General features: G+C 68.3%; 30 protein-coding genes. All 30 read left to right on the top strand.

Annotated features, from left to right (window positions below; translation table 11 throughout):
- Positions 1 to 45: 45 nt before the first annotated feature.
- The 30 genes from rplV to glmM all read left to right on the top strand — a co-directional run bounded on the left by rplV (position 46) and on the right by glmM (position 19,181).
- Positions 46 to 393 carry a 50S ribosomal protein L22 gene (gene rplV / locus ACFV1L_RS02105; protein WP_014136282.1) on the top strand — a complete coding sequence of 116 codons (348 nt, stop codon included), beginning with the start codon at positions 46 to 48 and terminating at the stop codon, positions 391 to 393.
- Positions 393 to 1,226, top strand: a complete 834-nt coding sequence (gene rpsC / locus ACFV1L_RS02100) for a 30S ribosomal protein S3 (protein ID WP_380362065.1) — start codon at positions 393 to 395, stop codon at positions 1,224 to 1,226. Before rplV ends, rpsC begins: the two co-directional genes overlap by 1 nt.
- A 5-nt stretch (positions 1,227 to 1,231) precedes the next feature.
- Positions 1,232 to 1,651, top strand: a complete 420-nt coding sequence (rplP, locus tag ACFV1L_RS02095; RefSeq protein WP_035863520.1) for a 50S ribosomal protein L16 — start codon at positions 1,232 to 1,234, stop codon at positions 1,649 to 1,651.
- Positions 1,651 to 1,875, top strand: coding sequence for a 50S ribosomal protein L29 (gene rpmC / locus ACFV1L_RS02090; protein WP_030457414.1), 225 nt, complete (start codon positions 1,651 to 1,653; stop codon positions 1,873 to 1,875). Before rplP ends, rpmC begins: the two co-directional genes overlap by 1 nt.
- Positions 1,875 to 2,147 (top strand): 30S ribosomal protein S17, encoded by a 273-nt coding sequence (gene rpsQ / locus ACFV1L_RS02085; protein ID WP_014136278.1) that lies wholly within the window; start codon positions 1,875 to 1,877, stop codon positions 2,145 to 2,147. Before rpmC ends, rpsQ begins: the two co-directional genes overlap by 1 nt.
- A gap of 102 nt (positions 2,148 to 2,249) precedes the next feature.
- Positions 2,250 to 2,621, top strand: coding sequence for a 50S ribosomal protein L14 (gene rplN / locus ACFV1L_RS02080; protein WP_030300391.1), 372 nt, complete (start codon positions 2,250 to 2,252; stop codon positions 2,619 to 2,621).
- A 15-nt stretch (positions 2,622 to 2,636) separates the two neighbouring features.
- Entirely contained in the window at positions 2,637 to 2,948 is a 312-nt protein-coding gene (gene rplX / locus ACFV1L_RS02075) for a 50S ribosomal protein L24 (RefSeq protein WP_035872243.1), read from the top strand.
- Positions 2,948 to 3,517 carry a 50S ribosomal protein L5 gene (gene rplE, locus ACFV1L_RS02070; protein WP_035863517.1) on the top strand — a complete coding sequence of 190 codons (570 nt, stop codon included), beginning with the start codon at positions 2,948 to 2,950 and terminating at the stop codon, positions 3,515 to 3,517. The genes rplX and rplE overlap by 1 nt, the downstream gene beginning before the upstream one ends.
- Positions 3,518 to 3,520: 3 nt before the next feature.
- Entirely contained in the window at positions 3,521 to 3,706 is a 186-nt protein-coding gene (locus ACFV1L_RS02065; protein ID WP_008747480.1) for a type Z 30S ribosomal protein S14, read from the top strand.
- Between the two features lie 264 nt (positions 3,707 to 3,970).
- Positions 3,971 to 4,378 carry a 30S ribosomal protein S8 gene (gene rpsH / locus ACFV1L_RS02060; RefSeq protein ID WP_035863516.1) on the top strand — a complete coding sequence of 136 codons (408 nt, stop codon included), beginning with the start codon at positions 3,971 to 3,973 and terminating at the stop codon, positions 4,376 to 4,378.
- Between the two features lie 22 nt (positions 4,379 to 4,400).
- Positions 4,401 to 4,940 (top strand): 50S ribosomal protein L6, encoded by a 540-nt coding sequence (gene rplF / locus ACFV1L_RS02055; RefSeq protein WP_035863514.1) that lies wholly within the window; start codon positions 4,401 to 4,403, stop codon positions 4,938 to 4,940.
- A 3-nt stretch (positions 4,941 to 4,943) separates the two neighbouring features.
- Entirely contained in the window at positions 4,944 to 5,327 is a 384-nt protein-coding gene (gene rplR, locus ACFV1L_RS02050) for a 50S ribosomal protein L18 (protein ID WP_035863513.1), read from the top strand.
- Positions 5,328 to 5,375: 48 nt separating this feature from the next.
- The gene (rpsE, locus tag ACFV1L_RS02045) at positions 5,376 to 5,996 is read left to right on the top strand and encodes a 30S ribosomal protein S5 (protein ID WP_043914567.1); all 621 of its coding nucleotides are present in this window, start codon (positions 5,376 to 5,378) and stop codon (positions 5,994 to 5,996) included.
- Complete coding sequence (gene rpmD / locus ACFV1L_RS02040) at positions 5,996 to 6,178, top strand: 50S ribosomal protein L30 (RefSeq protein ID WP_014136270.1); 183 nt, start codon at positions 5,996 to 5,998, stop codon at positions 6,176 to 6,178. The genes rpsE and rpmD overlap by 1 nt, the downstream gene beginning before the upstream one ends.
- A gap of 2 nt (positions 6,179 to 6,180) precedes the next feature.
- Positions 6,181 to 6,633 carry a 50S ribosomal protein L15 gene (gene rplO / locus ACFV1L_RS02035; protein ID WP_380362061.1) on the top strand — a complete coding sequence of 151 codons (453 nt, stop codon included), beginning with the start codon at positions 6,181 to 6,183 and terminating at the stop codon, positions 6,631 to 6,633.
- 273 nt (positions 6,634 to 6,906) lie between these two features.
- Positions 6,907 to 8,214: a preprotein translocase subunit SecY gene (gene secY, locus ACFV1L_RS02030; protein ID WP_380362059.1), complete on the top strand. Its 1,308-nt coding sequence runs from the start codon at positions 6,907 to 6,909 to the stop codon at positions 8,212 to 8,214.
- The gene (locus ACFV1L_RS02025; RefSeq protein WP_380362057.1) at positions 8,214 to 8,873 is read left to right on the top strand and encodes an adenylate kinase; all 660 of its coding nucleotides are present in this window, start codon (positions 8,214 to 8,216) and stop codon (positions 8,871 to 8,873) included. The genes secY and ACFV1L_RS02025 overlap by 1 nt, the downstream gene beginning before the upstream one ends.
- A 108-nt stretch (positions 8,874 to 8,981) precedes the next feature.
- Positions 8,982 to 9,818, top strand: a complete 837-nt coding sequence (gene map / locus ACFV1L_RS02020) for a type I methionyl aminopeptidase (protein WP_380362056.1) — start codon at positions 8,982 to 8,984, stop codon at positions 9,816 to 9,818.
- Between the two features lie 138 nt (positions 9,819 to 9,956).
- Positions 9,957 to 10,391: a large conductance mechanosensitive channel protein MscL gene (gene mscL / locus ACFV1L_RS02015; RefSeq protein ID WP_380362054.1), complete on the top strand. Its 435-nt coding sequence runs from the start codon at positions 9,957 to 9,959 to the stop codon at positions 10,389 to 10,391.
- A 167-nt stretch (positions 10,392 to 10,558) separates the two neighbouring features.
- Positions 10,559 to 10,780 carry a translation initiation factor IF-1 gene (gene infA / locus ACFV1L_RS02010; RefSeq protein WP_003956442.1) on the top strand — a complete coding sequence of 74 codons (222 nt, stop codon included), beginning with the start codon at positions 10,559 to 10,561 and terminating at the stop codon, positions 10,778 to 10,780.
- Between the two features lie 35 nt (positions 10,781 to 10,815).
- Positions 10,816 to 10,929 (top strand): 50S ribosomal protein L36, encoded by a 114-nt coding sequence (gene rpmJ, locus ACFV1L_RS02005; RefSeq protein WP_003956441.1) that lies wholly within the window; start codon positions 10,816 to 10,818, stop codon positions 10,927 to 10,929.
- Between the two features lie 175 nt (positions 10,930 to 11,104).
- Positions 11,105 to 11,485: a 30S ribosomal protein S13 gene (gene rpsM, locus ACFV1L_RS02000; protein WP_380362052.1), complete on the top strand. Its 381-nt coding sequence runs from the start codon at positions 11,105 to 11,107 to the stop codon at positions 11,483 to 11,485.
- 73 nt (positions 11,486 to 11,558) lie between these two features.
- Positions 11,559 to 11,966 (top strand): 30S ribosomal protein S11, encoded by a 408-nt coding sequence (gene rpsK / locus ACFV1L_RS01995; protein ID WP_014136257.1) that lies wholly within the window; start codon positions 11,559 to 11,561, stop codon positions 11,964 to 11,966.
- Between the two features lie 130 nt (positions 11,967 to 12,096).
- Positions 12,097 to 13,119, top strand: coding sequence for a DNA-directed RNA polymerase subunit alpha (locus ACFV1L_RS01990; protein ID WP_030457404.1), 1,023 nt, complete (start codon positions 12,097 to 12,099; stop codon positions 13,117 to 13,119).
- 126 nt (positions 13,120 to 13,245) lie between these two features.
- Complete coding sequence (rplQ, locus tag ACFV1L_RS01985) at positions 13,246 to 13,716, top strand: 50S ribosomal protein L17 (RefSeq protein WP_380362051.1); 471 nt, start codon at positions 13,246 to 13,248, stop codon at positions 13,714 to 13,716.
- A 91-nt stretch (positions 13,717 to 13,807) separates the two neighbouring features.
- A complete protein-coding gene (gene truA / locus ACFV1L_RS01980) occupies positions 13,808 to 14,731 on the top strand; it encodes a tRNA pseudouridine(38-40) synthase TruA (RefSeq protein WP_380362049.1) in 924 nt (307 codons plus the stop codon).
- A 60-nt stretch (positions 14,732 to 14,791) separates the two neighbouring features.
- Complete coding sequence (locus ACFV1L_RS01975) at positions 14,792 to 16,450, top strand: ABC-F family ATP-binding cassette domain-containing protein (protein ID WP_380362048.1); 1,659 nt, start codon at positions 14,792 to 14,794, stop codon at positions 16,448 to 16,450.
- Between the two features lie 234 nt (positions 16,451 to 16,684).
- Positions 16,685 to 17,128, top strand: coding sequence for a 50S ribosomal protein L13 (gene rplM / locus ACFV1L_RS01970; protein WP_035863497.1), 444 nt, complete (start codon positions 16,685 to 16,687; stop codon positions 17,126 to 17,128).
- 62 nt (positions 17,129 to 17,190) lie between these two features.
- Complete coding sequence (gene rpsI, locus ACFV1L_RS01965) at positions 17,191 to 17,682, top strand: 30S ribosomal protein S9 (RefSeq protein WP_380362187.1); 492 nt, start codon at positions 17,191 to 17,193, stop codon at positions 17,680 to 17,682.
- A gap of 134 nt (positions 17,683 to 17,816) precedes the next feature.
- The gene (gene glmM / locus ACFV1L_RS01960) at positions 17,817 to 19,181 is read left to right on the top strand and encodes a phosphoglucosamine mutase (protein WP_380362046.1); all 1,365 of its coding nucleotides are present in this window, start codon (positions 17,817 to 17,819) and stop codon (positions 19,179 to 19,181) included.
- Positions 19,182 to 19,229 lie beyond the last annotated feature (48 nt).

The following is a 19,229-nucleotide window of genomic DNA, read 5'->3' as shown; positions in this document are numbered from 1 at the left end:
TAGCGCCAGAACGACAAAGTGACTTACTCCATTAAGGGGACAACCATGGAAGCCAGGGCCCAGGCGCGGTACATCCGCGTCACGCCCATGAAGGCCCGCCGCGTGGTGGACCTCATCCGTGGCCTGCCGGCCACGGAGGCCCAGGCGGTCCTGCGTTTCGCTCCGCAGGCTGCCACCGTGCCGGTCGGCAAGGTGCTGAACAGCGCCATCGCCAACGCCGCGCACAACTACAACCACTCCAACGTGGACGACCTCTACATCTCCGAGGCGTACGTTGACGAGGGTCCGACCCTGAAGCGGTTCCGTCCGCGCGCCCAGGGCCGTGCCTACCGGATCCGCAAGCGGACCAGCCACATCACCGTGGTCGTCAGCAGCAAGGAAGGGACCCGGTAATGGGCCAGAAGGTTAACCCGCACGGGTTCCGCCTCGGCATCAGCACGGACTTCAAGTCCCGCTGGTACGCCGACAAGCTGTACAAGGACTACGTCAAGGAAGACGTCGCGATCCGCCGTCTCATGACGAAGGGCATGGAGCGCGCCGGCATCTCGAAGGTCGAGATCGAGCGCACCCGTGACCGCGTCCGCGTGGACATCCACACCGCCCGTCCGGGCATCGTGATCGGCCGCCGCGGCGCGGAGGCCGACAAGATCCGGGGCAACCTGGAGAAGCTGACCGGCAAGCAGGTCCAGCTGAACATCCTCGAGGTCAAGAACCCCGAGCTGGACGCCCAGCTCGTGGCTCAGGGCGTCGCGGAGCAGCTGTCCTCCCGCGTCTCCTTCCGTCGCGCCATGCGCAAGAGCATGCAGTCGACCATGAAGGCCGGCGCCAAGGGCATCAAGGTCCAGTGCTCCGGTCGTCTCGGCGGCGCCGAGATGAGCCGTTCGGAGTTCTACCGCGAGGGCCGTGTGCCGCTGCACACCCTGCGCGCGAACGTCGACTACGGCTTCTTCGAGGCCAAGACCACCTTCGGCCGCATCGGCGTGAAGGTCTGGATCTACAAGGGCGACGTCAAGAACATCGCCGAGGTCCGCGCTGAGAACGCCGCTGCCCGCTCCGGCAACCGTCCGGCCCGTCCCGAGGGCGGTCGTCCCGCCCGCGGTGGCGAGCGCCGCGGTGGCGAGCGCGGTGGCCGCGGCCGTCGTCCCGCCGCTGCTGCTGCCGAGGCCCAGGCCCCGGCTGCCGCGGTCGAGGCTCCGGCTGCTGAGAACACCGGAACGGAGGCCTGACCCTCATGCTGATCCCCCGTCGGGTCAAGCACCGCAAGCAGCACCACCCGAAGCGCTCCGGCGCCTCGAAGGGTGGCACCGAGCTGGCGTTCGGCCAGTTCGGCATCCAGGCCGTGACCCCGGCCTACGTGACGAACCGTCAGATCGAGTCCGCTCGTATCGCGATCACCCGTCACATCCGTCGTGGCGGCAAGGTCTGGATCAACATCTACCCGGACCGCCCGCTGACCAAGAAGCCGGCCGAGACCCGCATGGGTTCCGGTAAGGGTTCGCCGGAGTGGTGGATCGCGAACGTGCACCCGGGTCGGGTCATGTTCGAACTGTCGTACCCGAACGAGAAGATTGCCCGCGAGGCGCTCACGCGTGCCGCGCACAAGCTTCCGATGAAGTGCCGGATCGTTCGGCGCGAGGACGGTGAGAGCTGATGTCGGCCGCTACCAAGGCTGCTGAGCTTCGCGAGCTGGACAACGAGGCGCTCGTTGCCAAGCTCCGTGAGGCCAAGGAGGAGCTGTTCAACCTCCGCTTCCAGGCGGCGACCGGGCAGCTCGACAACCACGGACGGCTCCGGCTGGTCCGTAAGGACATCGCGCGGATCTACACCCTGATGCGCGAGCGCGAGCTGGGCATCGAGACGGTGGAGAACGCCTGATGACTGAGAACACCAACGAGACGCGCGGCTTCCGCAAGACCCGTGAGGGTCTCGTCGTCAGCGACAAGATGGACAAGACCGTCGTCGTCGCCGTCGAGGACCGCGTCAAGCACGCGCTGTACGGCAAGGTCATCCGCCGTACCAACAAGCTGAAGGCGCACGACGAGCAGAACGCGTGCGGTGTCGGCGACCGTGTCCTCCTGATGGAGACCCGGCCGCTGTCCGCGACGAAGCGCTGGCGCGTCGTCGAGATCCTCGAGAAGGCCAAGTAACAAGGTTGTTCGCGGTACGGCCGTATGTGCACCAGGCCCGCAAGGGCGCGGGTGTGAGCAGCGGCCGGCCCGTCAACACTTGTTGACGATCAGGAGAAAGCTGTGATCCAGCAGGAGTCGCGACTGCGCGTCGCCGACAACACGGGTGCCAAGGAGATCCTCTGCATCCGCGTTCTCGGTGGCTCCGGTCGCCGCTACGCCGGTATCGGGGACGTCATCGTCGCCACCGTCAAGGACGCGATCCCCGGCGGTTCGGTGAAGAAGGGCGACGTCGTGAAGTGCGTCGTCGTTCGCACCGTCAAGGAGCGCCGTCGTCCGGACGGTTCGTACATCCGTTTCGACGAGAACGCCGCTGTCGTCCTCAAGAACACCGATGGCGACCCCCGCGGTACCCGCATCTTCGGCCCGGTGGGCCGCGAGCTGCGTGACAAGAAGTTCATGAAGATCATCTCGCTGGCGCCGGAGGTGCTCTGACCCATGGCGAACAGCATGAAGATCAAGAAGGGTGACCTGGTCCAGGTCATCACCGGCAAGGACAAGGGCAAGCAGGGCAAGGTCATTCAGGCCATGCCGGCTGACAACAAGGTCCTGGTCGAGGGTGTCAACCGGGTCAAGAAGCACACCAAGCCGGGCCCCGGCACCCAGGGTGGCATCGTGACCGTCGAGGCCCCGGTGCACGTCTCCAACGTCCAGCTGGTCGTGGAGAAGGACGGCAAGAAGGTCGTTACCCGCGTCGGCTACCGCTTCGACGACCAGGGCAACAAGATCCGCGTTGCCAAGCGGACGGGTGAGGACATCTGATGTCTGAGACGACTGTTGAGAAGGTGGCCCCCCGCCTCAAGGAGAAGTACCTCTCCGAGGTCAAGGGCCAGCTGAACGAGCAGTTCTCGTACGAGAACGTCATGCTGATCCCCGGCCTGGTCAAGGTCGTGGTCAACATGGGTGTCGGCGAGGCTGCCCGTGACAGCAAGCTGATCGAGGGTGCCATCAAGGACCTGACCGCGATCACCGGTCAGAAGCCGGCCGTCACCAAGGCCCGCAAGTCCATCGCGCAGTTCAAGCTGCGCGAGGGCCAGCCGATCGGTGCCCACGTCACCCTCCGTGGTGACCGCATGTGGGAGTTCGTGGACCGTCTGGTGTCGCTGGCTCTGCCGCGTATCCGTGACTTCCGCGGCCTCTCTCCGAAGCAGTTCGACGGCCGTGGCAACTACACCTTCGGTCTGACCGAGCAGGTCATGTTCCACGAGATCGACCAGGACAAGGTCGACCGTCAGCGCGGTATGGACATCACCGTCGTGACCACCGCTCAGACCGACGATGAGGGCCGGGCGCTGCTGCGCGCTCTGGGCTTCCCGTTCAAGGAGGCGTGAGCCATGGCGAAGAAGGCCCTGATCGCTAAGTCCGAGCGCAAGCCGAAGTTCGGCGTCCGGGCGTACACCCGGTGCCAGCGCTGCGGCCGTCCGCACTCGGTGTACCGCAAGTTCGGCCTGTGCCGTGTGTGCCTCCGTGAGATGGCCCACCGCGGCGAGCTGCCGGGCGTGACCAAGAGCTCCTGGTAATCCCTTACCGCCAGCTCTGCAGCGAAGCAGTGTGCCCGACCCCCCGGCTTTTGGAGTCCCGCGAGGGATCCCGTAAGGTTGTGGGGTCGGGCCCCTGCCACGGCGTCTTTCCGGACGTTCCGTGGCTCTCTGAATGAGGGCACCGCAACCCAGTCTTACTACGTCGTAGGTCCCCTGCGCTTGTGCCCCTTTCGCACTCTTTCGCGAGTGCGCGGAGGGGGACCTGGCGCGGAGAAACCACGGCGAGAGAGGCCTGAGGCCACCATGACCATGACCGACCCGATCGCAGACATGCTCACTCGTCTGCGTAACGCCAACTCGGCGTACCACGACTCCGTCGTGATGCCGTCGAGCAAGATCAAGGCGCACGTCGCCGAGATCCTGCAGCAGGAGGGTTACATCTCCTCCTACAAGGTTGAGGACCCCGCCGAGAACGAGGTTGGCAAGAAGCTGACCATCGAGCTCAAGTTCGGTCCGAACCGTGAGCGCTCCATCGCCGGCATCAAGCGCATCAGCAAGCCGGGTCTGCGTGTTTACGCAAAGTCCACCAACCTGCCGAAGGTGCTCGGCGGCCTGGGCGTGGCGATCATCTCCACGTCTTCCGGCCTCCTGACCGACAAGCAGGCCGCCAAGAAGGGCGTAGGCGGAGAAGTTCTCGCCTACGTCTGGTAATTCGGGAAACGGAGGTACAGCAATGTCGCGCATTGGACGGCTGCCCATCCAGGTTCCCGCTGGTGTGGACGTCACCATCGACGGCCAGACGGTCTCGGTGAAGGGCCCCAAGGGTTCGCTCACCCACGTCGTCGCCGCGCCGATCGAGATCGGCAAGGGCGAGGACGGCACTCTGGTCGTCACCCGCCCGAACGACGAGCGTCAGTCGAAGGCCCTGCACGGCCTGTCGCGCACGCTGGTGGCGAACATGATCACCGGCGTGACCGCGGGCTACCGCAAGTCGCTGGAGATCAGCGGTGTCGGTTACCGAGTCACGGCGAAGGGCTCCAACATGGAGTTCGCGCTGGGCTACAGCCACCCGATCCTGGTCGAGGCGCCGGAGGGCATCACCTTCGTCGTCGAGTCGCCCACCAAGTTCCACGTGGACGGCACCGACAAGCAGAAGGTCGGCGAGGTCGCCGCGAAGATCCGCAAGCTGCGCAAGCCCGACCCGTACAAGGCCAAGGGCGTCAAGTACGCGGGCGAGGTCATCCGCCGCAAGGTCGGAAAGAGTGGTAAGTAAGCGATGAGCGTCTCTGTCAAGATCGGCAAGGGCAACGCCTACAAGAACGCCGCCCGCAAGCGCCGCGCCATTCGCGTTCGCAAGCGCGTCGTCGGCACCGAGGTGCGTCCGCGCCTCGTCGTGACGCGTTCGAACCGCCACATGGTCGCCCAGGTCATCGACGACGCCAAGGGTCACACCCTGGCGTCGGCGTCCACCCTCGACGTGTCCATCAAGGGCACCGAGGGCGACAAGACCGAGCTGGCCAAGAAGGTCGGAAGCCTGGTCGCCGAGCGCGCCAAGGCTGCCGGCGTCGAGTCGGTCGTCTTCGACCGCGCGGGCAACCGGTACGCCGGCCGCATCGCCGCCCTGGCGGACGCGGCCCGTGAGGCCGGGCTCGACTTCTAAGCCGCTCGTCGACTCTGTCGGCGGACGTAAACGAGAGAGGTAATTCCAATGGCTGGACCCCAGCGCCGCGAAGGCGGCGCCGGTCGCGGCACGGGTGGCGAGCGGCGCGACCGTAAGCGCGACGAGCGGGGCGGCGCCCCGGTCGCCGAGAAGACTGCTTACGTCGAGCGCGTCGTCGCGATCAACCGTGTCGCCAAGGTTGTCAAGGGTGGTCGTCGTTTCAGCTTCACCGCGCTGGTCGTGGTGGGCGACGGTGACGGCACCGTGGGTGTCGGTTACGGCAAGGCGAAGGAGGTTCCGGCCGCCATCGCCAAGGGCGTTGAGGAGGCCAAGAAGAACTTCTTCAAGGTCCCCCGTATCCAGGGCACCATCCCGCACCCCATCCAGGGCGAGAAGGCCGCCGGCGTCGTGCTGCTGAAGCCGGCGTCCCCCGGTACCGGTGTCATCGCCGGTGGTCCGGTGCGTGCCGTCCTGGAGTGCGCCGGCGTTCACGACATCCTGTCGAAGTCGCTCGGCTCGGACAACGCGATCAACATCGTGCACGCCACCGTGGCCGCTCTGAAGGGCCTCGTGCGCCCCGAGGAGATCGCCGCCCGTCGTGGCCTGCCCCTGGAGGACGTGGCCCCGGCCGCGCTGCTCCGGGCCCGTGCGGCTGGGGTGAGCGCCTGATGGCTCGCCTGAAGGTCACTCAGACCAAGTCGTACATCGGTAGCAAGCAGAACCACCGTGACACCCTCCGTTCGCTCGGCCTGAAGCGGCTGAACGACACCGTGGTGAAGGAGGACCGCCCGGAGATCCGCGGCATGGTCCACACCGTTCGTCACCTCGTCACGGTCGAGGAGGTGGACTGATCATGTCTGACAACCCGATCAAGATCCACAACCTGCGTCCCGCCCCGGGCGCCAAGACCGACAAGATCCGCGTCGGTCGTGGTGAGGGCTCCAAGGGTAAGACCGCCGGTCGTGGTACCAAGGGCACCAAGGCCCGCTACCAGGTTCCGCAGCGCTTCGAGGGTGGCCAGATGCCCCTCCACATGCGCCTGCCGAAGCTGAAGGGCTTCAAGAACCCGGCCCACAAGCAGTTCCAGGTCGTGAACCTGGACCGCCTGGCCGAGCTCTACCCGAACGGTGGCGAGGTCACCGTCGCCGACCTGGTCGCCAAGGGCGCCGTTCGCAAGAACGAGCTCGTCAAGGTTCTCGGCCAGGGCGACATCGCGGTGGCGCTGCAGGTGACGGTCGACGCCGTCTCCGGCTCCGCCGCCGAGAAGATCACCGCCGCGGGCGGCTCGGTCACCGAGCTGCTGTGACGTCGCTGATCTGACGCACGGACAGAAACCGGGCCCCGCACCCCTCTTGAGAAAGAGGGGCGCGGGGCCCGGCCGCGTTTCCGGCCCGGGCGGGCCTGAACACCTGTGCTGGATTTGTGTGTCAAACCCGGGCAAGCCGTACCCCATGCGTGGGGGACCGGCAGCGCGCGCTTCTGCGGAGCACCCGGGCACTGTTAGAGTCCGTGAAGTTCCCTTTCCCCACATCAGGACCGACCCTTCCGCCGACGACGCGCGGGAGGCGCAGGAGGCACCGTGCTCAGTGCGTTCGCGCGGGCGTTCCAGACGCCCGACCTGCGCAAGAAGCTGCTGTTCACGCTGGGCATCATGGTGCTGTTCCGGCTGGGCGCCCACATTCCGATGCCCGGGATCAACTTCGAGGCCGTGCACGCGTGCGTGAAGGGTCAGAACGAGGGTCTGTTCGGGCTGGTCAACCTGTTCAGCGGCAACGCGCTGCTGCAACTGACCATCTTCGCGCTCGGCATCATGCCGTACATCACGGCCAGCATCATCCTGCAGCTGCTCACCGTGGTGATCCCACGGCTGGAGGCCCTGAAGAAGGAGGGGCAGTCCGGCCAGGCGAAGATCACCCAGTACACCCGCTACCTGACCATCGCGCTGGCGGTGCTGCAGGGCACCGGCATCCTCGCGACCGCGTCCAGCGGCGCGCTCTTCTCCGGCTGCCCGCAGGGCGGGAACATCGTGCCGGACACGTCGATCTTCCGGATCGCCACCATGGTCATCATCATGACCGCCGGCACCACCGTGATCATGTGGCTGGGTGAGCTGATCACCGACCGCGGCATCGGCAACGGCATGTCGATCCTGATCTTCACCTCGATCGCGGCCGGCTTCCCCGGCTCGATGTGGGCGATCAAGGGCTCCGGCAAGCTGCTGGACGGCTGGGGCGAGTTCGCCGCGGTCATCCTGGTCGGCATCATCGTGGTCTGCCTGGTCATCTTCGTCGAGCAGGCGCAGCGCCGGATCCCGGTGCAGTACGCGAAGCGGATGATCGGCCGCCGGGCGTTCGGCGGCACCTCGACCTACATCCCGCTGAAGGTCAACCAGGCCGGTGTGATCCCGGTCATCTTCGCCTCCTCGCTGCTGTACATCCCGGCGCTGGTGGTGCAGCTGACCAACTCGCAGGCGGGCTGGGCGATCTGGATCAAGAACCACTTCATCAAGGGTGACCACCCGATCTACATGGCCACCTACTTCGTGCTGATCGTGTTCTTCGCCTTCTTCTACGTCGCCATCTCCTTCAACCCCGAAGAAGTTGCCGACAATATGAAGAAGTATGGTGGGTTCATCCCGGGCATCCGGGCCGGCCGACCGACGGCCGAGTACCTGAACTACGTGCTCACCCGCATCACGTGGCCGGGTTCGCTGTACCTGGGCCTGATCGCGTTGATCCCGATGGTCGCCCTCGTCGCCTTCGGGCAGCAGACCAACTTCCCGTTCGGCGGCACCTCCGTGCTCATCGTCGTCGGTGTCGGACTCGAAACTGTGAAGCAGATCGAGAGCCAACTCCAGCAGCGCAATTACGAAGGGTTCCTCCGCTGATGCGAATCGTCCTCGTCGGACCCCCCGGGGCCGGGAAGGGTACTCAGGCGCACGTTCTGGCCAAGACCCTGTCCATTCCCCACATCTCCACCGGTGACCTCTTCCGTGCCAACATCAGCCAGGGCACCCCGCTGGGTGTCGAGGCGAAGTCCTACATGGACGCCGGGCGCCTGGTGCCCGACGAGGTGACCATCGGGATGGCCAAGGACCGCATGCTCCAGCCGGACGCCGCCAAGGGCTTCCTGCTGGACGGCTTCCCGCGCAACCTGGGGCAGGCCGAGGCGCTGGACGCCTTCCTGGCCGAGCAGGGCATCGCGCTGGACGGCGTGCTGGACCTGGAGGTCTCCGAGGACGAGGTCGTCAAGCGGATCGCCGGCCGCCGGCTGTGCCGCAACGACGGCTCCCACGTGTTCCACGTGGTGTACAACCCGCCGAAGACCGAGGGCGTCTGCGACGAGTGCGGCGGCGAGCTGTACCAGCGCTCCGACGACACCGAGGAAGCCGTGCGGGTCCGGCTGGAGGAGTACCACTCCAAGACCGAGCCGATCATCGGCTACTACCAGGAGCAGGGCCTGCTGGTCACCATCCCCGCCCTCGGCAAGGTGGACGAGGTGACCGAGCGCGCGGTCGCCGCCCTGGAGCAGAAGAAGAACGCCTGAGCCACGAGGCATCGAGACGGCCGGGTCGCCCGAAGCGGGCGGCCCGGCCGTCTCGGCGTCGTACGGTGGAAGGCAGTCCGAAATCAGAACGTGGAAGGCGTTGACCAGATGGTGGAGATCAAGACCCCCGAGCAGATCGCCAAGATGCGGGCGGCCGGGCTGGTCGTCGCCGAGGCACTGAAGGCGTGCCGCGAGGCGGTCGCCCCGGGGGTGACCACCGGCGAGCTGAACGACATCGCCGACCAGGTCATCGCCAAGCACGGCGCCACCTCCAACTTCCGGGCCGACCACGGCGGCCTGTGGTTCCCGGGCGTGATCTGCGCCTCGGTGAACGAGGAGGTCGTGCACGGCATCCCGGGCGACAAGGTGCTGAAGGCCGGCGACCTGATCTCGATCGACTGCGGCGCGATCCTGGACGGCTGGCACGGCGACGCGGCGATCACCGTCGCGGTCGGGGCGACCGCCGACGAGAACGTGATGCTGTCGAAGGTCACCGAGGGCTCGATGTGGGCCGGCATCGCCCAGATGAAGAAGGGCAACCGGCTGGTCGACGTGTCCCGGGCGATCGAGGGCTACATCCGCCGGCAGCCGCTGCCGCCGAAGGGCAAGTGGGGCATCACCGAGGGCTACGGCGGCCACGGCATCGGCACCGCGATGCACATGGAGCCGCACGTGCTGAACTACGTGGCCGGTCGCGGCAAGGGCCCGAAGCTGGTGCCCGGCACGGTGCTGGCGATCGAGCCGATGGTCTCGCTCGGCACTCCGCACACCACGATCCTGGAGGACGACTGGACGGTCGTCACCACCGACGGCACCTGGGCCTCGCACTGGGAGCACTCGGTGGCGGTCACCGAGCAGGGTCCGCTGGTGCTGACCGCGTTCGACGGCGGCAAGGCGGAGCTGGCGAAGCTGGGCGTCACCGCGGCGCCGGACCCGCTGGGCTGATCCGGGGGCGGAGGCGCGGACGGCCGGCCGTTGAGGGACATCTCTCAAAGCGGCGGGATCGGGGCCTGGGGGTTTGGACCTCCGGGCCTCTTGTCCTATTTTCGTCAGCTGACACCCGCAGCTACCCCAGGAGAGACAGTGCTCAAGGGCTTCCGCGACTTCATGATGCGCGGCAACGTCATCGACATGGCCGTCGGTGTGGTCATCGGTGCCGCCTTCACCGGCGTCGTGACCGGCTTCGTGACCGCGTTCCTCACTCCGGTGCTCGGTGTGGTGGTCGGTGCGGCCGGCGACTTCAGCGCCTACAAGTTCACCGTCGCGAGCGTGACCTTCCCGTACGGCCAGTTCCTGAACGTGCTGATCGCGTTCTTCCTGACCGCCGCGGTGCTGTACTTCTGCGTGGTGCTGCCGGTCTCCAAGGCGACCGCCCGCTACCTGCCGAAGAAGCCCGCCACCCCCAAGCGGCCGTGCCCCGAGTGCCTGACCGACATCCCCGAGGCGGCCCGCCGCTGCTCGGCGTGCACCGCGGTGGTGGAGCCCGTGCTCCCCATCCAGGTGACGGTCAAGGGCTGAGATTTCGCTCCGGCGCGGTGCTTGGTTTACGATGGTGCGTCGGCTCACTCGTAGCGTGTTTCGGCACGCCCTCAACCCAGGGGAGTTCCCCGGGGCGGAGGTGAAGCCTGGTTCGCACGAGCGTTCCGCATACGGTAGCCGGACCCGAAGGGTGGATCTCGCAGTTCATGGCTAAGAAGCAAGGCGCCATTGAGATCGAGGGCACCGTGATCGAGTCTCTTCCGAACGCGATGTTCAAGGTCGAGCTGCAGAACGGTCACAAGGTCCTCGCGCACATCAGCGGCAAGATGCGCATGCACTACATCCGCATCCTCCCGGATGACCGGGTCGTGGTGGAGCTCAGCCCCTACGACCTGACCCGCGGCCGGATCGTCTACCGCTACAAGTAACACCCGTCAGATCGAGACCCCGGAGAACCTGAGTCATGAAGGTCAAGCCGAGCGTCAAGAAGATCTGCGACAAGTGCAAGGTGATCCGCCGCCACGGCCGGGTCATGGTGATCTGCGACAACCTGCGCCACAAGCAGCGCCAGGGCTGATCAACCCCCCGCATTTCTCGTAGTACCTTCGCGCGACGCGCACCAACGTCATACGCGGGCCGCCCGATCCGTCCGACAGGACGGACTGCCACCCCCGGTCAGAGGCCGGGGCTCCCTGTCGAGAGACAGCGAGTAGGCGGCACGTCAGACCTCTGAAGAACCACAGGAGCCATGAATGGCACGCCTCGCCGGCGTTGATCTCCCCCGCGAAAAGCGGATCGAGATCGCCCTCACCTACGTCTACGGCATCGGCCGTACCCGCGCCCAGCAGACCCTGGCCGAGACCGGTGTGAGCCCGGACGTCCGCGTCCGCGACATCTCCGAGGACGACCTCGTCAAGCTGCAGAAGTTCATCGACGCGAACTTCGAGGTCGAGGGTGACCTCCGCCGCGCCGTCGCCGCCGACATCCGCCGCAAGGTCGAGATCGGCTGCTACGAGGGCCTGCGCCACCGCCGTGGCCTGCCGGTCCGCGGTCAGCGCACCCACACCAACGCGCGTACCCGCAAGGGCCCGCGTCGCGCGATCGCCGGCAAGAAGAAGCCGGGCAAGAAGTAGTCCGTCCCGTCAACCGGACATCCCTCCGGCCCGCGGGATAGCGGACCGACCACCTCAGTAGGAGAACAGACTTATGCCCCCCAAGGGTCGTCAGGCTGCCGGCGCGAAGAAGATCCGCCGCAAGGAAAAGAAGAACGTCGCTCACGGGCACGCCCACATCAAGAGCACGTTCAACAACACCATCGTTTCGATCACCGACCCCTCGGGCAACGTGATCTCCTGGGCCTCCGCCGGCCACGTCGGCTTCAAGGGCTCGCGCAAGTCCACCCCGTTCGCCGCGCAGATGGCCGCCGAGGCTGCTGCCCGTCGCGCGCAGGAGCACGGCATGCGCAAGGTCGACGTCTTCGTGAAGGGTCCGGGCTCCGGCCGCGAGACCGCGATCCGCTCGCTCCAGGCCACCGGCCTGGAGGTCGGCTCGATCCAGGACGTCACCCCCACCCCGCACAACGGCTGCCGTCCGCCGAAGCGCCGCCGCGTTTGATCCGGCGCCTTCGGGCACGCGGGTAACGCGTTGAACCTGGTACGGGCTCCCGTTTTGTGCGGGAGCCCGTACGCTTGAGTTCTATCGGCATCAAATAGTGGGTGCCGAAGACAACTGGAGGATCCAGAACATGCTGATCGCTCAGCGTCCTTCGCTGACCGAAGAGGTTGTCGACGAGTTCCGCTCGCGGTTCGTCATCGAGCCGCTGGAGCCGGGCTTCGGCTACACCCTCGGCAACTCGCTCCGTCGCACGCTCCTCTCCTCGATCCCGGGTGCCGCCGTCACCAGCATCCGCATCGACGGCGTCCTGCACGAGTTCACCACCGTGCCGGGCGTCAAGGAGGACGTCACCGACCTCATCCTGAACATCAAGCAGCTGGTCGTCTCCTCGGAGCACGACGAGCCGGTCGTGATGTACCTGCGCAAGCAGGGCCCGGGTGTGGTCACCGCCGCCGACATCGCGCCCCCGGCCGGTGTCGAGGTGCACAACCCCGAGCTGGTCCTCGCCACCCTGAACGGCAAGGGCAAGCTGGAGATGGAGCTGACCGTCGAGCGCGGTCGCGGCTACGTCTCCGCCGTGCAGAACAAGGCCTCCGGCCAGGAGATCGGCCGCATCCCGGTCGACTCGATCTACAGCCCCGTGCTGAAGGTCACCTACAAGGTCGAGGCCACCCGTGTCGAGCAGCGCACCGACTTCGACAAGCTGATCGTCGACGTCGAGACCAAGCCCGCCATGCGTCCGCGCGACGCGATGGCGTCGGCCGGCAAGACCCTGGTCGAGCTGTTCGGCCTGGCCCGCGAGCTGAACGTCGACGCCGAGGGCATCGACATGGGCCCGTCCCCGACGGACGCCGCCCTGGCCGCGGACCTGGCGCTGCCGATCGAGGAGCTGGAGCTCACCGTCCGCTCCTACAACTGCCTCAAGCGCGAGGGCATCCACACCGTGGGTGAGCTCGTCGCCCGCTCGGAGGCCGACCTGCTCGACATCCGCAACTTCGGTGCGAAGTCGATCGACGAGGTCAAGGCGAAGCTGGCCGGCATGGGCCTGGCCCTCAAGGACAGCCCGCCCGGGTTCGACCCGACCGCTGCCGCCGACGCCTTCGGCGCCGACGACCTGGACGACCAGGGTTACGCGGAGACCGAGCAGTACTGAGTCTTGGCACCGGGGGCGGTCCCCAGCGGACCGCCCCCGGCACCATGAAAAGTCGTACGGACACGGTGTCCGTACGCCCGCTGCGGTACCTGGTACGGCCGTAGTCGGAGATTCGAGGAGCGAAACATGCCCCGTCCCACCAAGGGTGCCCGTCTCGGCGGCGGCCCGTCCCACGAGCCGCTGCTGCTGGCCGGCCTGGCCCGCGAGCTGTTCCAGTACGGCCGCATCACCACCACCGAGGCCAAGGCCCGTCGCCTGCGCCCGCTGGCGGAGAAGCTGATCACCAAGGCGAAGAAGGGCGACATCCACAACCGTCGCCTGGTGCGCAAGACCATCACCGACGTGTCGGTCCTGCACACCCTCTTCACCGAGATCGCCCCGCGGTTCGAGAACCGCCCCGGCGGTTACACCCGCATCACCAAGATCGGCACCCGTCGTGGCGACAACGCCCCGATGGCCGTGATCGAGCTGGTCGAGGGCGAGATCGCCACCAAGGCGACCGTCGCCGAGGCCGAGGCCGCTGCCAAGCGCGCCGTCAAGGAGGCCGAGCAGGCCGCCGAGGCCAAGGCCGACGAGGCCGAGACCACCGAGGCCTGAGCCTCATAGGTCCGTGACCGGGCCCGTTCTCCCGTTCGCCGGGGGAGCGGGCCCGTTCGCATCCCAGCAGCGAGACAGGGGAGTTGGAGTGGTGAACGACTGCGCCGAGCAGCCGCCGGTGAAGGACGGCCCCGCCGACGGGCACGTCCGGATCAGGCTGGACCTGGCGTACCACGGGGCGGAGTTCTCCGGCTGGGCACGGCAGCGCGGACGGCGCACCGTGCAGGGCGAGCTGGAGGACGCGCTGCGGATCGTGCTGCGCAGCGAGGACGCCTTCCCGCTGACCGTGGCCGGCCGCACCGACGCCGGCGTCCACGCCCGCGGCCAGGTCGCGCACGTCGACCTGCCGGACGGGCTGTGGGCGCAGCACGGCGAGAAGCTGCTGCGCCGGCTGGCCGGCCGGCTGCCGGCCGACGTCCGGGTGTACCGGCTGGGGGAGGCCCCGCACGGCTTCGACGCGCGGTTCGCGGCGATCTGGCGGCGCTACGCGTACCGGGTCGCCGACCACCCCGGGGGCGTCGACCCGATGCTGCGCGGGCACGTGCTCTGGCACGACCGGCCGCTCGACCTGGAGAAGATGAACGCCGCGGCCGCGCTGCTGGTGGGTGAGCACGACTTCGCCGCGTACTGCAAGAAGCGCGAGGGCGCGACGACCATCCGCACCCTGCTGGAGGTGCACTGGGACCGCGTCCCGATCGACCCGTACGCGGCCCAGGAGGGCTCGCTGGCGGTGGCCACCGTGCGGGCCGACGCGTTCTGCCACAACATGGTGCGCTCGCTGGTCGGCGCGATGCTGCTGGTCGGCGACGGCCACCGGCCGGTGGAGTTCCCCGGCGAGGTGCTGGCGGGCGGCGTCCGCAACTCCGCGGTGAACGTCATCCGGCCGCACGGGCTGACGCTGGAGGAGGTCGGCTACCCGGCGGACGAGCTGCTGGCGGAGCGGAACCGGGTCTCGCGGCGGCTGCGGACGCTGGGGGAGCCCGCCGGGGGCGGCACGGCCGCCGCGTCGGGCTGATCCGGCGGGGGCGGGTAATCCGTTTTGTCGCCCGGCGTGCGCTTGGCACAATTCCGTGGCATGGGACACGTCGAGATCTCGCACCTGGAGTACTACCTGCCGGACGGGCGGGTGCTGTTCGACGACGCGTCCTTCCGCGTCGGTGAGGGCGCGGCCGTCGCGCTGGTCGGCGCGAACGGCGCGGGCAAGACCACGCTGCTGCGCATGATCGCGGGGGACGTGCAGCCGCACGGCGGCTCCGTGACGGTGAGCGGCGGGCTGGGCGTGATGCGCCAGTTCGTCGGCACCACCGGCCGGGAGGACGCGAAGGACACCCCGGGCGCGCTGGCCGCCGACGCCTCGGTGCGGGACCTGCTGGTCTCGGTCGCGCCGAAGCGGATCGCGGACGCCGCCCGCACGGTGGACGCCGCGGAGCTGGCGATGATCGCGCAGGACGACGAGAAGTCGCAGATGGCCTACGCGCAGGCGCTCTCCGACTGGGCGGACGCCGGCGGCTACGAGTACGAGGCCGACTGGGACGTCTGCACCACGGCCGCGCTCGGCATGCCGTTCGAGCGCGCCCAGTGGCGGGGCCTGAACACGCTGTCCGGCGGCGAGCAGAAGCGGCTGGTGCTGGAGGCGCTGCTGCGCGGTCCGGACGAGGTGCTGCTGCTCGACGAGCCGGACAACTACCTGGACGTGCCGGGCAAGCGCTGGCTGGAGGAGGCCATCCGGGCCACCGGCAAGACGGTGCTGTTCATCTCGCACGACCGGGAGCTGCTCTCCCGCACCGCCGACAAGATCGTCGCGGTGGAGTCCGGTGCGGCCGGCTCCAGCGTGTGGGTGCACGGCGGCGGCTTCGACACCTTCCACGAGGCGCGCAAGGCCCGCTTCGAGCGGTTCGAGGAGCTGCGCCGCCGGTGGGACGAGGAGCACGCCAAGCTGAAGAAGCTGGTGGTGACGCTGCGCCAGGCGGCCGCGGTCAGCCACGAGATGGCGTCCCGGTACGCGGCCGCGCAGACCAGGCTGAAGAAGTTCGAGGACGCCGGCCCGCCCGAGGCGCCGCCGCGCGAGCAGAGCATCAGCATGCGGCTGAAGGGCGGCCGCACCGGCGTCCGGGCGTTCACCATGCAGGGCCTGGAGCTGACCGGGCTGATGAAGCCGTTCGACCTGGAGGTCTTCTACGGCGAGCGGGTGGCCGTGCTGGGCTCCAACGGCTCCGGCAAGTCGCACTTCCTGCGGCTGCTGGCCGGCGACGAGTCGGTGAAGCACGGCGGCACGTGGAAGCTCGGCGCCCGGGTGGTGCCGGGGCACTTCCGGCAGACCCACGCCCATCCGGAGCTGCTGGGCCGCACCGTGCGGGCGATCGTCGAGGAGGAGCACGCGCTGTCCCGCGGGGCGGCGATGTCGGCGCTGCGCCGGTACGAGCTGGACCGGCAGGAGGAGCAGAAGTTCGAGTCGCTGTCCGGCGGTCAGCAGGCCCGGCTGATGATCCTCAAGCTGGAGCTGTCCGGCGTGACGGCGCTGCTGCTGGACGAGCCGACCGACAACCTGGACCTGGAGAGCGCGGAGGCGCTGCAGCAGGGCCTGGAGGCGTTCGACGGCACGGTGCTGTGCGTCACCCACGACCGCTGGTTCGCGCGGACCTTCGACCGCTTCCTGGTGTTCGGCTCGGACGGCCGGGTGTACGAGTCCCCGGAGCCGGTCTGGGACGAGTCCCGGGTGGTCCGGGACCGCTGATCCCGCGGCGGGGGCGCCGGCCCGGTTTGGATTCGGCGGCCCCGGCCCGGTATCGTTGGCTGCTGTTGTGCGTATTGGCTCGCTCTATCTCACGTGAGAGGTCGGTACGCCGGAGACACCACAGGCCGAACTCCAGCGGCCAACGCCCGAATTGCGTCCGGGACGGTCGGCTGGAGGCCCCGGGTCTGTGCGCTCCTGTCAGGACCCACTCACTGAAAAGCGAAGGCTACGACCGTGCGTACGTACAGCCCCAAGCCCGGCGACGTCCAGCGTCAGTGGCACGTCATCGACGCGACCGACGTCGTGCTCGGCCGCCTGGCCTCCCAGGCCGCCAACCTCCTGCGGGGCAAGCACAAGGCGATCTACGCGCCGCACGTTGACACTGGTGACTTCGTCATCATCATCAACGCCGACAAGGTGCACCTCTCGGGCAACAAGAAGACCCAGAAGCTCGCCTACCGCCACAGCGGCTTCCCGGGCGGTCTCCGCTCGGTCCGCTACGACGACCTGCTGGCGAACAACCCGGAGAAGGCCGTCGAGAAGGCCATCAAGGGCATGGTTCCGAAGAACAGCCTCGGCCGTCAGATGCTCTCGAAGCTGAAGGTCTACTCGGGCGACCAGCACCCGCACGCTGCGCAGCAGCCGGTGCCGTTCGAGATCTCCCAGGTCGCGCAGTAATTCCGGCCACCCACACCCCAACTGACGTAGAAGAGCTGAGGAACACCGTGGCCGAGACTGCCATCGAGAGCACCCTCGAGGTCGACTTCGACGACGAGAACGTCGACGAGTACACCACCGAGTCCGAGTACACCACCGAGTCGCTGGCCGGCCGCTTCGGCGAGGCCGTCCCCGGCGCCGGCCTCGGCCGCCGCAAGGAGGCGATCGCCCGCGTGCGCATCGTCCCCGGCACCGGCGTGTGGAAGATCAACGGTCGCACCCTGGAGAACTACTTCCCCAACAAGGTGCACCAGCAGACCGTGAACGAGCCCTTCAAGCTCCTGGAGCTGGACGGCCGTTACGACGTCATCGCCCGCATCTCGGGCGGCGGCGTCTCCGGTCAGGCCTACGCGCTGCGCCTCGGCGTGGCCCGTGCGCTGAACGAGGCGGACGTGGACAACAACCGCGGCCCGCTGAAGAAGGCCGGCTTCCTGACCCGTGACGCCCGCGCCGTCGAGCGCAAGAAGGCCGGTCTGAAGAAGGCCCGCAAGGCGCCGCAGTACAGCAAGCGCTAATCGCACCCTGCATGCGATCCTCGCCCCGGAGCACTTCGTGCTCCGGGGCGTTGTGCCTCCCGGACTCGTGCGGGGTCCGCGGGGGCTGGTACCAACCGAGCCGACAGGCGCCGACAGGACGGGACGAACGCAACATGGCACGACTCTTCGGTACGGACGGGGTGCGCGGGGTGGCCAATGTCGGCCTGACCGCGGAGCTGGCGCTCGGCCTGTCAGTGGCCGCCGCCCATGTGCTCGGCGACGCGAACGCGTTCGAGGGGCACCGGCCGGTCGCAGTGGTCGGCCGTGACCCCCGGGCGTCCGGAGAATTCCTGGAGGCCGCGGTGATCGCCGGCCTGGCCAGCGCCGGCGTGGACGTGCTGCGGGTCGGCGTGCTGCCCACCCCGGCGGTCGCCTACCTGACCGGCGCGCTCGGCGCGGACTTCGGCGTGATGCTCTCCGCCAGCCACAACGCGATGCCCGACAACGGCATCAAGTTCCTCGCCCGCGGCGGCCACAAGCTGGACGACGCGATCGAGGACGCGATCGAGTCGCACTACCGCCGCTACGGCGTCGGCGACGAGACCTGGGAGCGCCCGACCGGCGCCGCGGTCGGCCGGGTCCGGCAGTACAACGAGGGCTTCGACCGGTACGTGGCGCACCTGGTCGCGGTGCTGCCGAACCGGCTGGACGGCGTGAAGGTCGTCATCGACGGCGCGCACGGCGCGGCCGCCAGGGTCGCCCCGGAGGCGTTCGCCCGGGCCGGCGCCGAGGTGGTGTACACCCTGGGCACCGAGCCGACCGGCCTGAACATCAACGACGGCGTCGGCTCCACCCACCTGGACAAGCTGCGCGCCGCGATGAAGGAGCACAAGGCCGACCTGGGCATCGCCCTGGACGGCGACGCGGACCGCTGCCTGGCCGCCGACGCGGAGGGCAACGAGGTCGACGGCGACCAGATCCTGGCGATCCTCGCGGTGGCCATGAAGGAGGCGGGCACGCTGCGCCGCAACACCGCGGTCGCCACCGTGATGTCCAACCTGGGCTTCAAGCTGGCGATGGAGCGGGAGGGCATCGAGCTGGTGCAGACCGCGGTCGGCGACCGGTACGTGCTGGAGGAGATGAAGCAGCACGGCTTCGCGCTCGGCGGCGAGCAGTCCGGCCACGTGATCCTGCTCGACCACGCCACCACCGGCGACGGCACCCTGACCGGCCTGATGCTGGCCGCCCGGCTGGCCGCCACCAAGCAGCCGCTGGCCGACCTGGCCACCGTGATGACGCGGCTGCCGCAGGTGCTGATCAACGTCAAGGACGTCGACAAGGACCGGGTCGAGTCCTGCCTCGAACTGCAGGCGGCCGTGACCGCGGCGGAGACCGAGCTGGGCTCCACCGGACGGGTCCTGCTGCGCAAGTCCGGCACCGAGCCGCTGGTGCGCGTGATGGTGGAGGCGGTCGGCCACGAGCAGGCCCTGTCGGTCTGCGAGCGCCTTGCCGAATCGGTTCGGCTGCACCTGGGCTGACGCCGCGTCGGGCCGACGCGGCGTCGGGGGCCGGTCCACCGGACCGGC

The sequence above is a fragment of the Kitasatospora sp. NPDC059646 genome, assembly GCF_042734615.1.
GTDB lineage: Bacteria > Actinomycetota > Actinomycetes > Streptomycetales > Streptomycetaceae > Kitasatospora.
The sequence above is the reverse complement of the archived record's forward strand: the minus strand, read 5'-3'. Positions and strand labels throughout refer to the sequence as shown.

What these genes read in the sequence shown, in the direction of transcription:
- rplV (WP_014136282.1), top strand. Translation starts at nt 46, where the DNA reads ATGGAAGCCAGGGCCCAGGCGCGGTACATCCGCGTCACGCCCATGAAG.
- rpsC (WP_380362065.1), top strand. Translation starts at nt 393, where the DNA reads ATGGGCCAGAAGGTTAACCCGCACGGGTTCCGCCTCGGCATCAGCACG.
- rplP (WP_035863520.1), top strand. Translation starts at nt 1,232, where the DNA reads ATGCTGATCCCCCGTCGGGTCAAGCACCGCAAGCAGCACCACCCGAAG.
- rpmC (WP_030457414.1), top strand. Translation starts at nt 1,651, where the DNA reads ATGTCGGCCGCTACCAAGGCTGCTGAGCTTCGCGAGCTGGACAACGAG.
- rpsQ (WP_014136278.1), top strand. Translation starts at nt 1,875, where the DNA reads ATGACTGAGAACACCAACGAGACGCGCGGCTTCCGCAAGACCCGTGAG.
- rplX (WP_035872243.1), top strand. Translation starts at nt 2,637, where the DNA reads ATGAAGATCAAGAAGGGTGACCTGGTCCAGGTCATCACCGGCAAGGAC.
- rplE (WP_035863517.1), top strand. Translation starts at nt 2,948, where the DNA reads ATGTCTGAGACGACTGTTGAGAAGGTGGCCCCCCGCCTCAAGGAGAAG.
- ACFV1L_RS02065 (WP_008747480.1), top strand. Translation starts at nt 3,521, where the DNA reads ATGGCGAAGAAGGCCCTGATCGCTAAGTCCGAGCGCAAGCCGAAGTTC.
- rpsH (WP_035863516.1), top strand. Translation starts at nt 3,971, where the DNA reads ATGACCATGACCGACCCGATCGCAGACATGCTCACTCGTCTGCGTAAC.
- rplF (WP_035863514.1), top strand. Translation starts at nt 4,401, where the DNA reads ATGTCGCGCATTGGACGGCTGCCCATCCAGGTTCCCGCTGGTGTGGAC.
- rplR (WP_035863513.1), top strand. Translation starts at nt 4,944, where the DNA reads ATGAGCGTCTCTGTCAAGATCGGCAAGGGCAACGCCTACAAGAACGCC.
- rpsE (WP_043914567.1), top strand. Translation starts at nt 5,376, where the DNA reads ATGGCTGGACCCCAGCGCCGCGAAGGCGGCGCCGGTCGCGGCACGGGT.
- rpmD (WP_014136270.1), top strand. Translation starts at nt 5,996, where the DNA reads ATGGCTCGCCTGAAGGTCACTCAGACCAAGTCGTACATCGGTAGCAAG.
- rplO (WP_380362061.1), top strand. Translation starts at nt 6,181, where the DNA reads ATGTCTGACAACCCGATCAAGATCCACAACCTGCGTCCCGCCCCGGGC.
- ACFV1L_RS02025 (WP_380362057.1), top strand. Translation starts at nt 8,214, where the DNA reads ATGCGAATCGTCCTCGTCGGACCCCCCGGGGCCGGGAAGGGTACTCAG.
- map (WP_380362056.1), top strand. Translation starts at nt 8,982, where the DNA reads ATGGTGGAGATCAAGACCCCCGAGCAGATCGCCAAGATGCGGGCGGCC.
- infA (WP_003956442.1), top strand. Translation starts at nt 10,559, where the DNA reads ATGGCTAAGAAGCAAGGCGCCATTGAGATCGAGGGCACCGTGATCGAG.
- rpmJ (WP_003956441.1), top strand. Translation starts at nt 10,816, where the DNA reads ATGAAGGTCAAGCCGAGCGTCAAGAAGATCTGCGACAAGTGCAAGGTG.
- rpsM (WP_380362052.1), top strand. Translation starts at nt 11,105, where the DNA reads ATGGCACGCCTCGCCGGCGTTGATCTCCCCCGCGAAAAGCGGATCGAG.
- rpsK (WP_014136257.1), top strand. Translation starts at nt 11,559, where the DNA reads ATGCCCCCCAAGGGTCGTCAGGCTGCCGGCGCGAAGAAGATCCGCCGC.
- ACFV1L_RS01990 (WP_030457404.1), top strand. Translation starts at nt 12,097, where the DNA reads ATGCTGATCGCTCAGCGTCCTTCGCTGACCGAAGAGGTTGTCGACGAG.
- rplQ (WP_380362051.1), top strand. Translation starts at nt 13,246, where the DNA reads ATGCCCCGTCCCACCAAGGGTGCCCGTCTCGGCGGCGGCCCGTCCCAC.
- ACFV1L_RS01975 (WP_380362048.1), top strand. Translation starts at nt 14,792, where the DNA reads ATGGGACACGTCGAGATCTCGCACCTGGAGTACTACCTGCCGGACGGG.
- glmM (WP_380362046.1), top strand. Translation starts at nt 17,817, where the DNA reads ATGGCACGACTCTTCGGTACGGACGGGGTGCGCGGGGTGGCCAATGTC.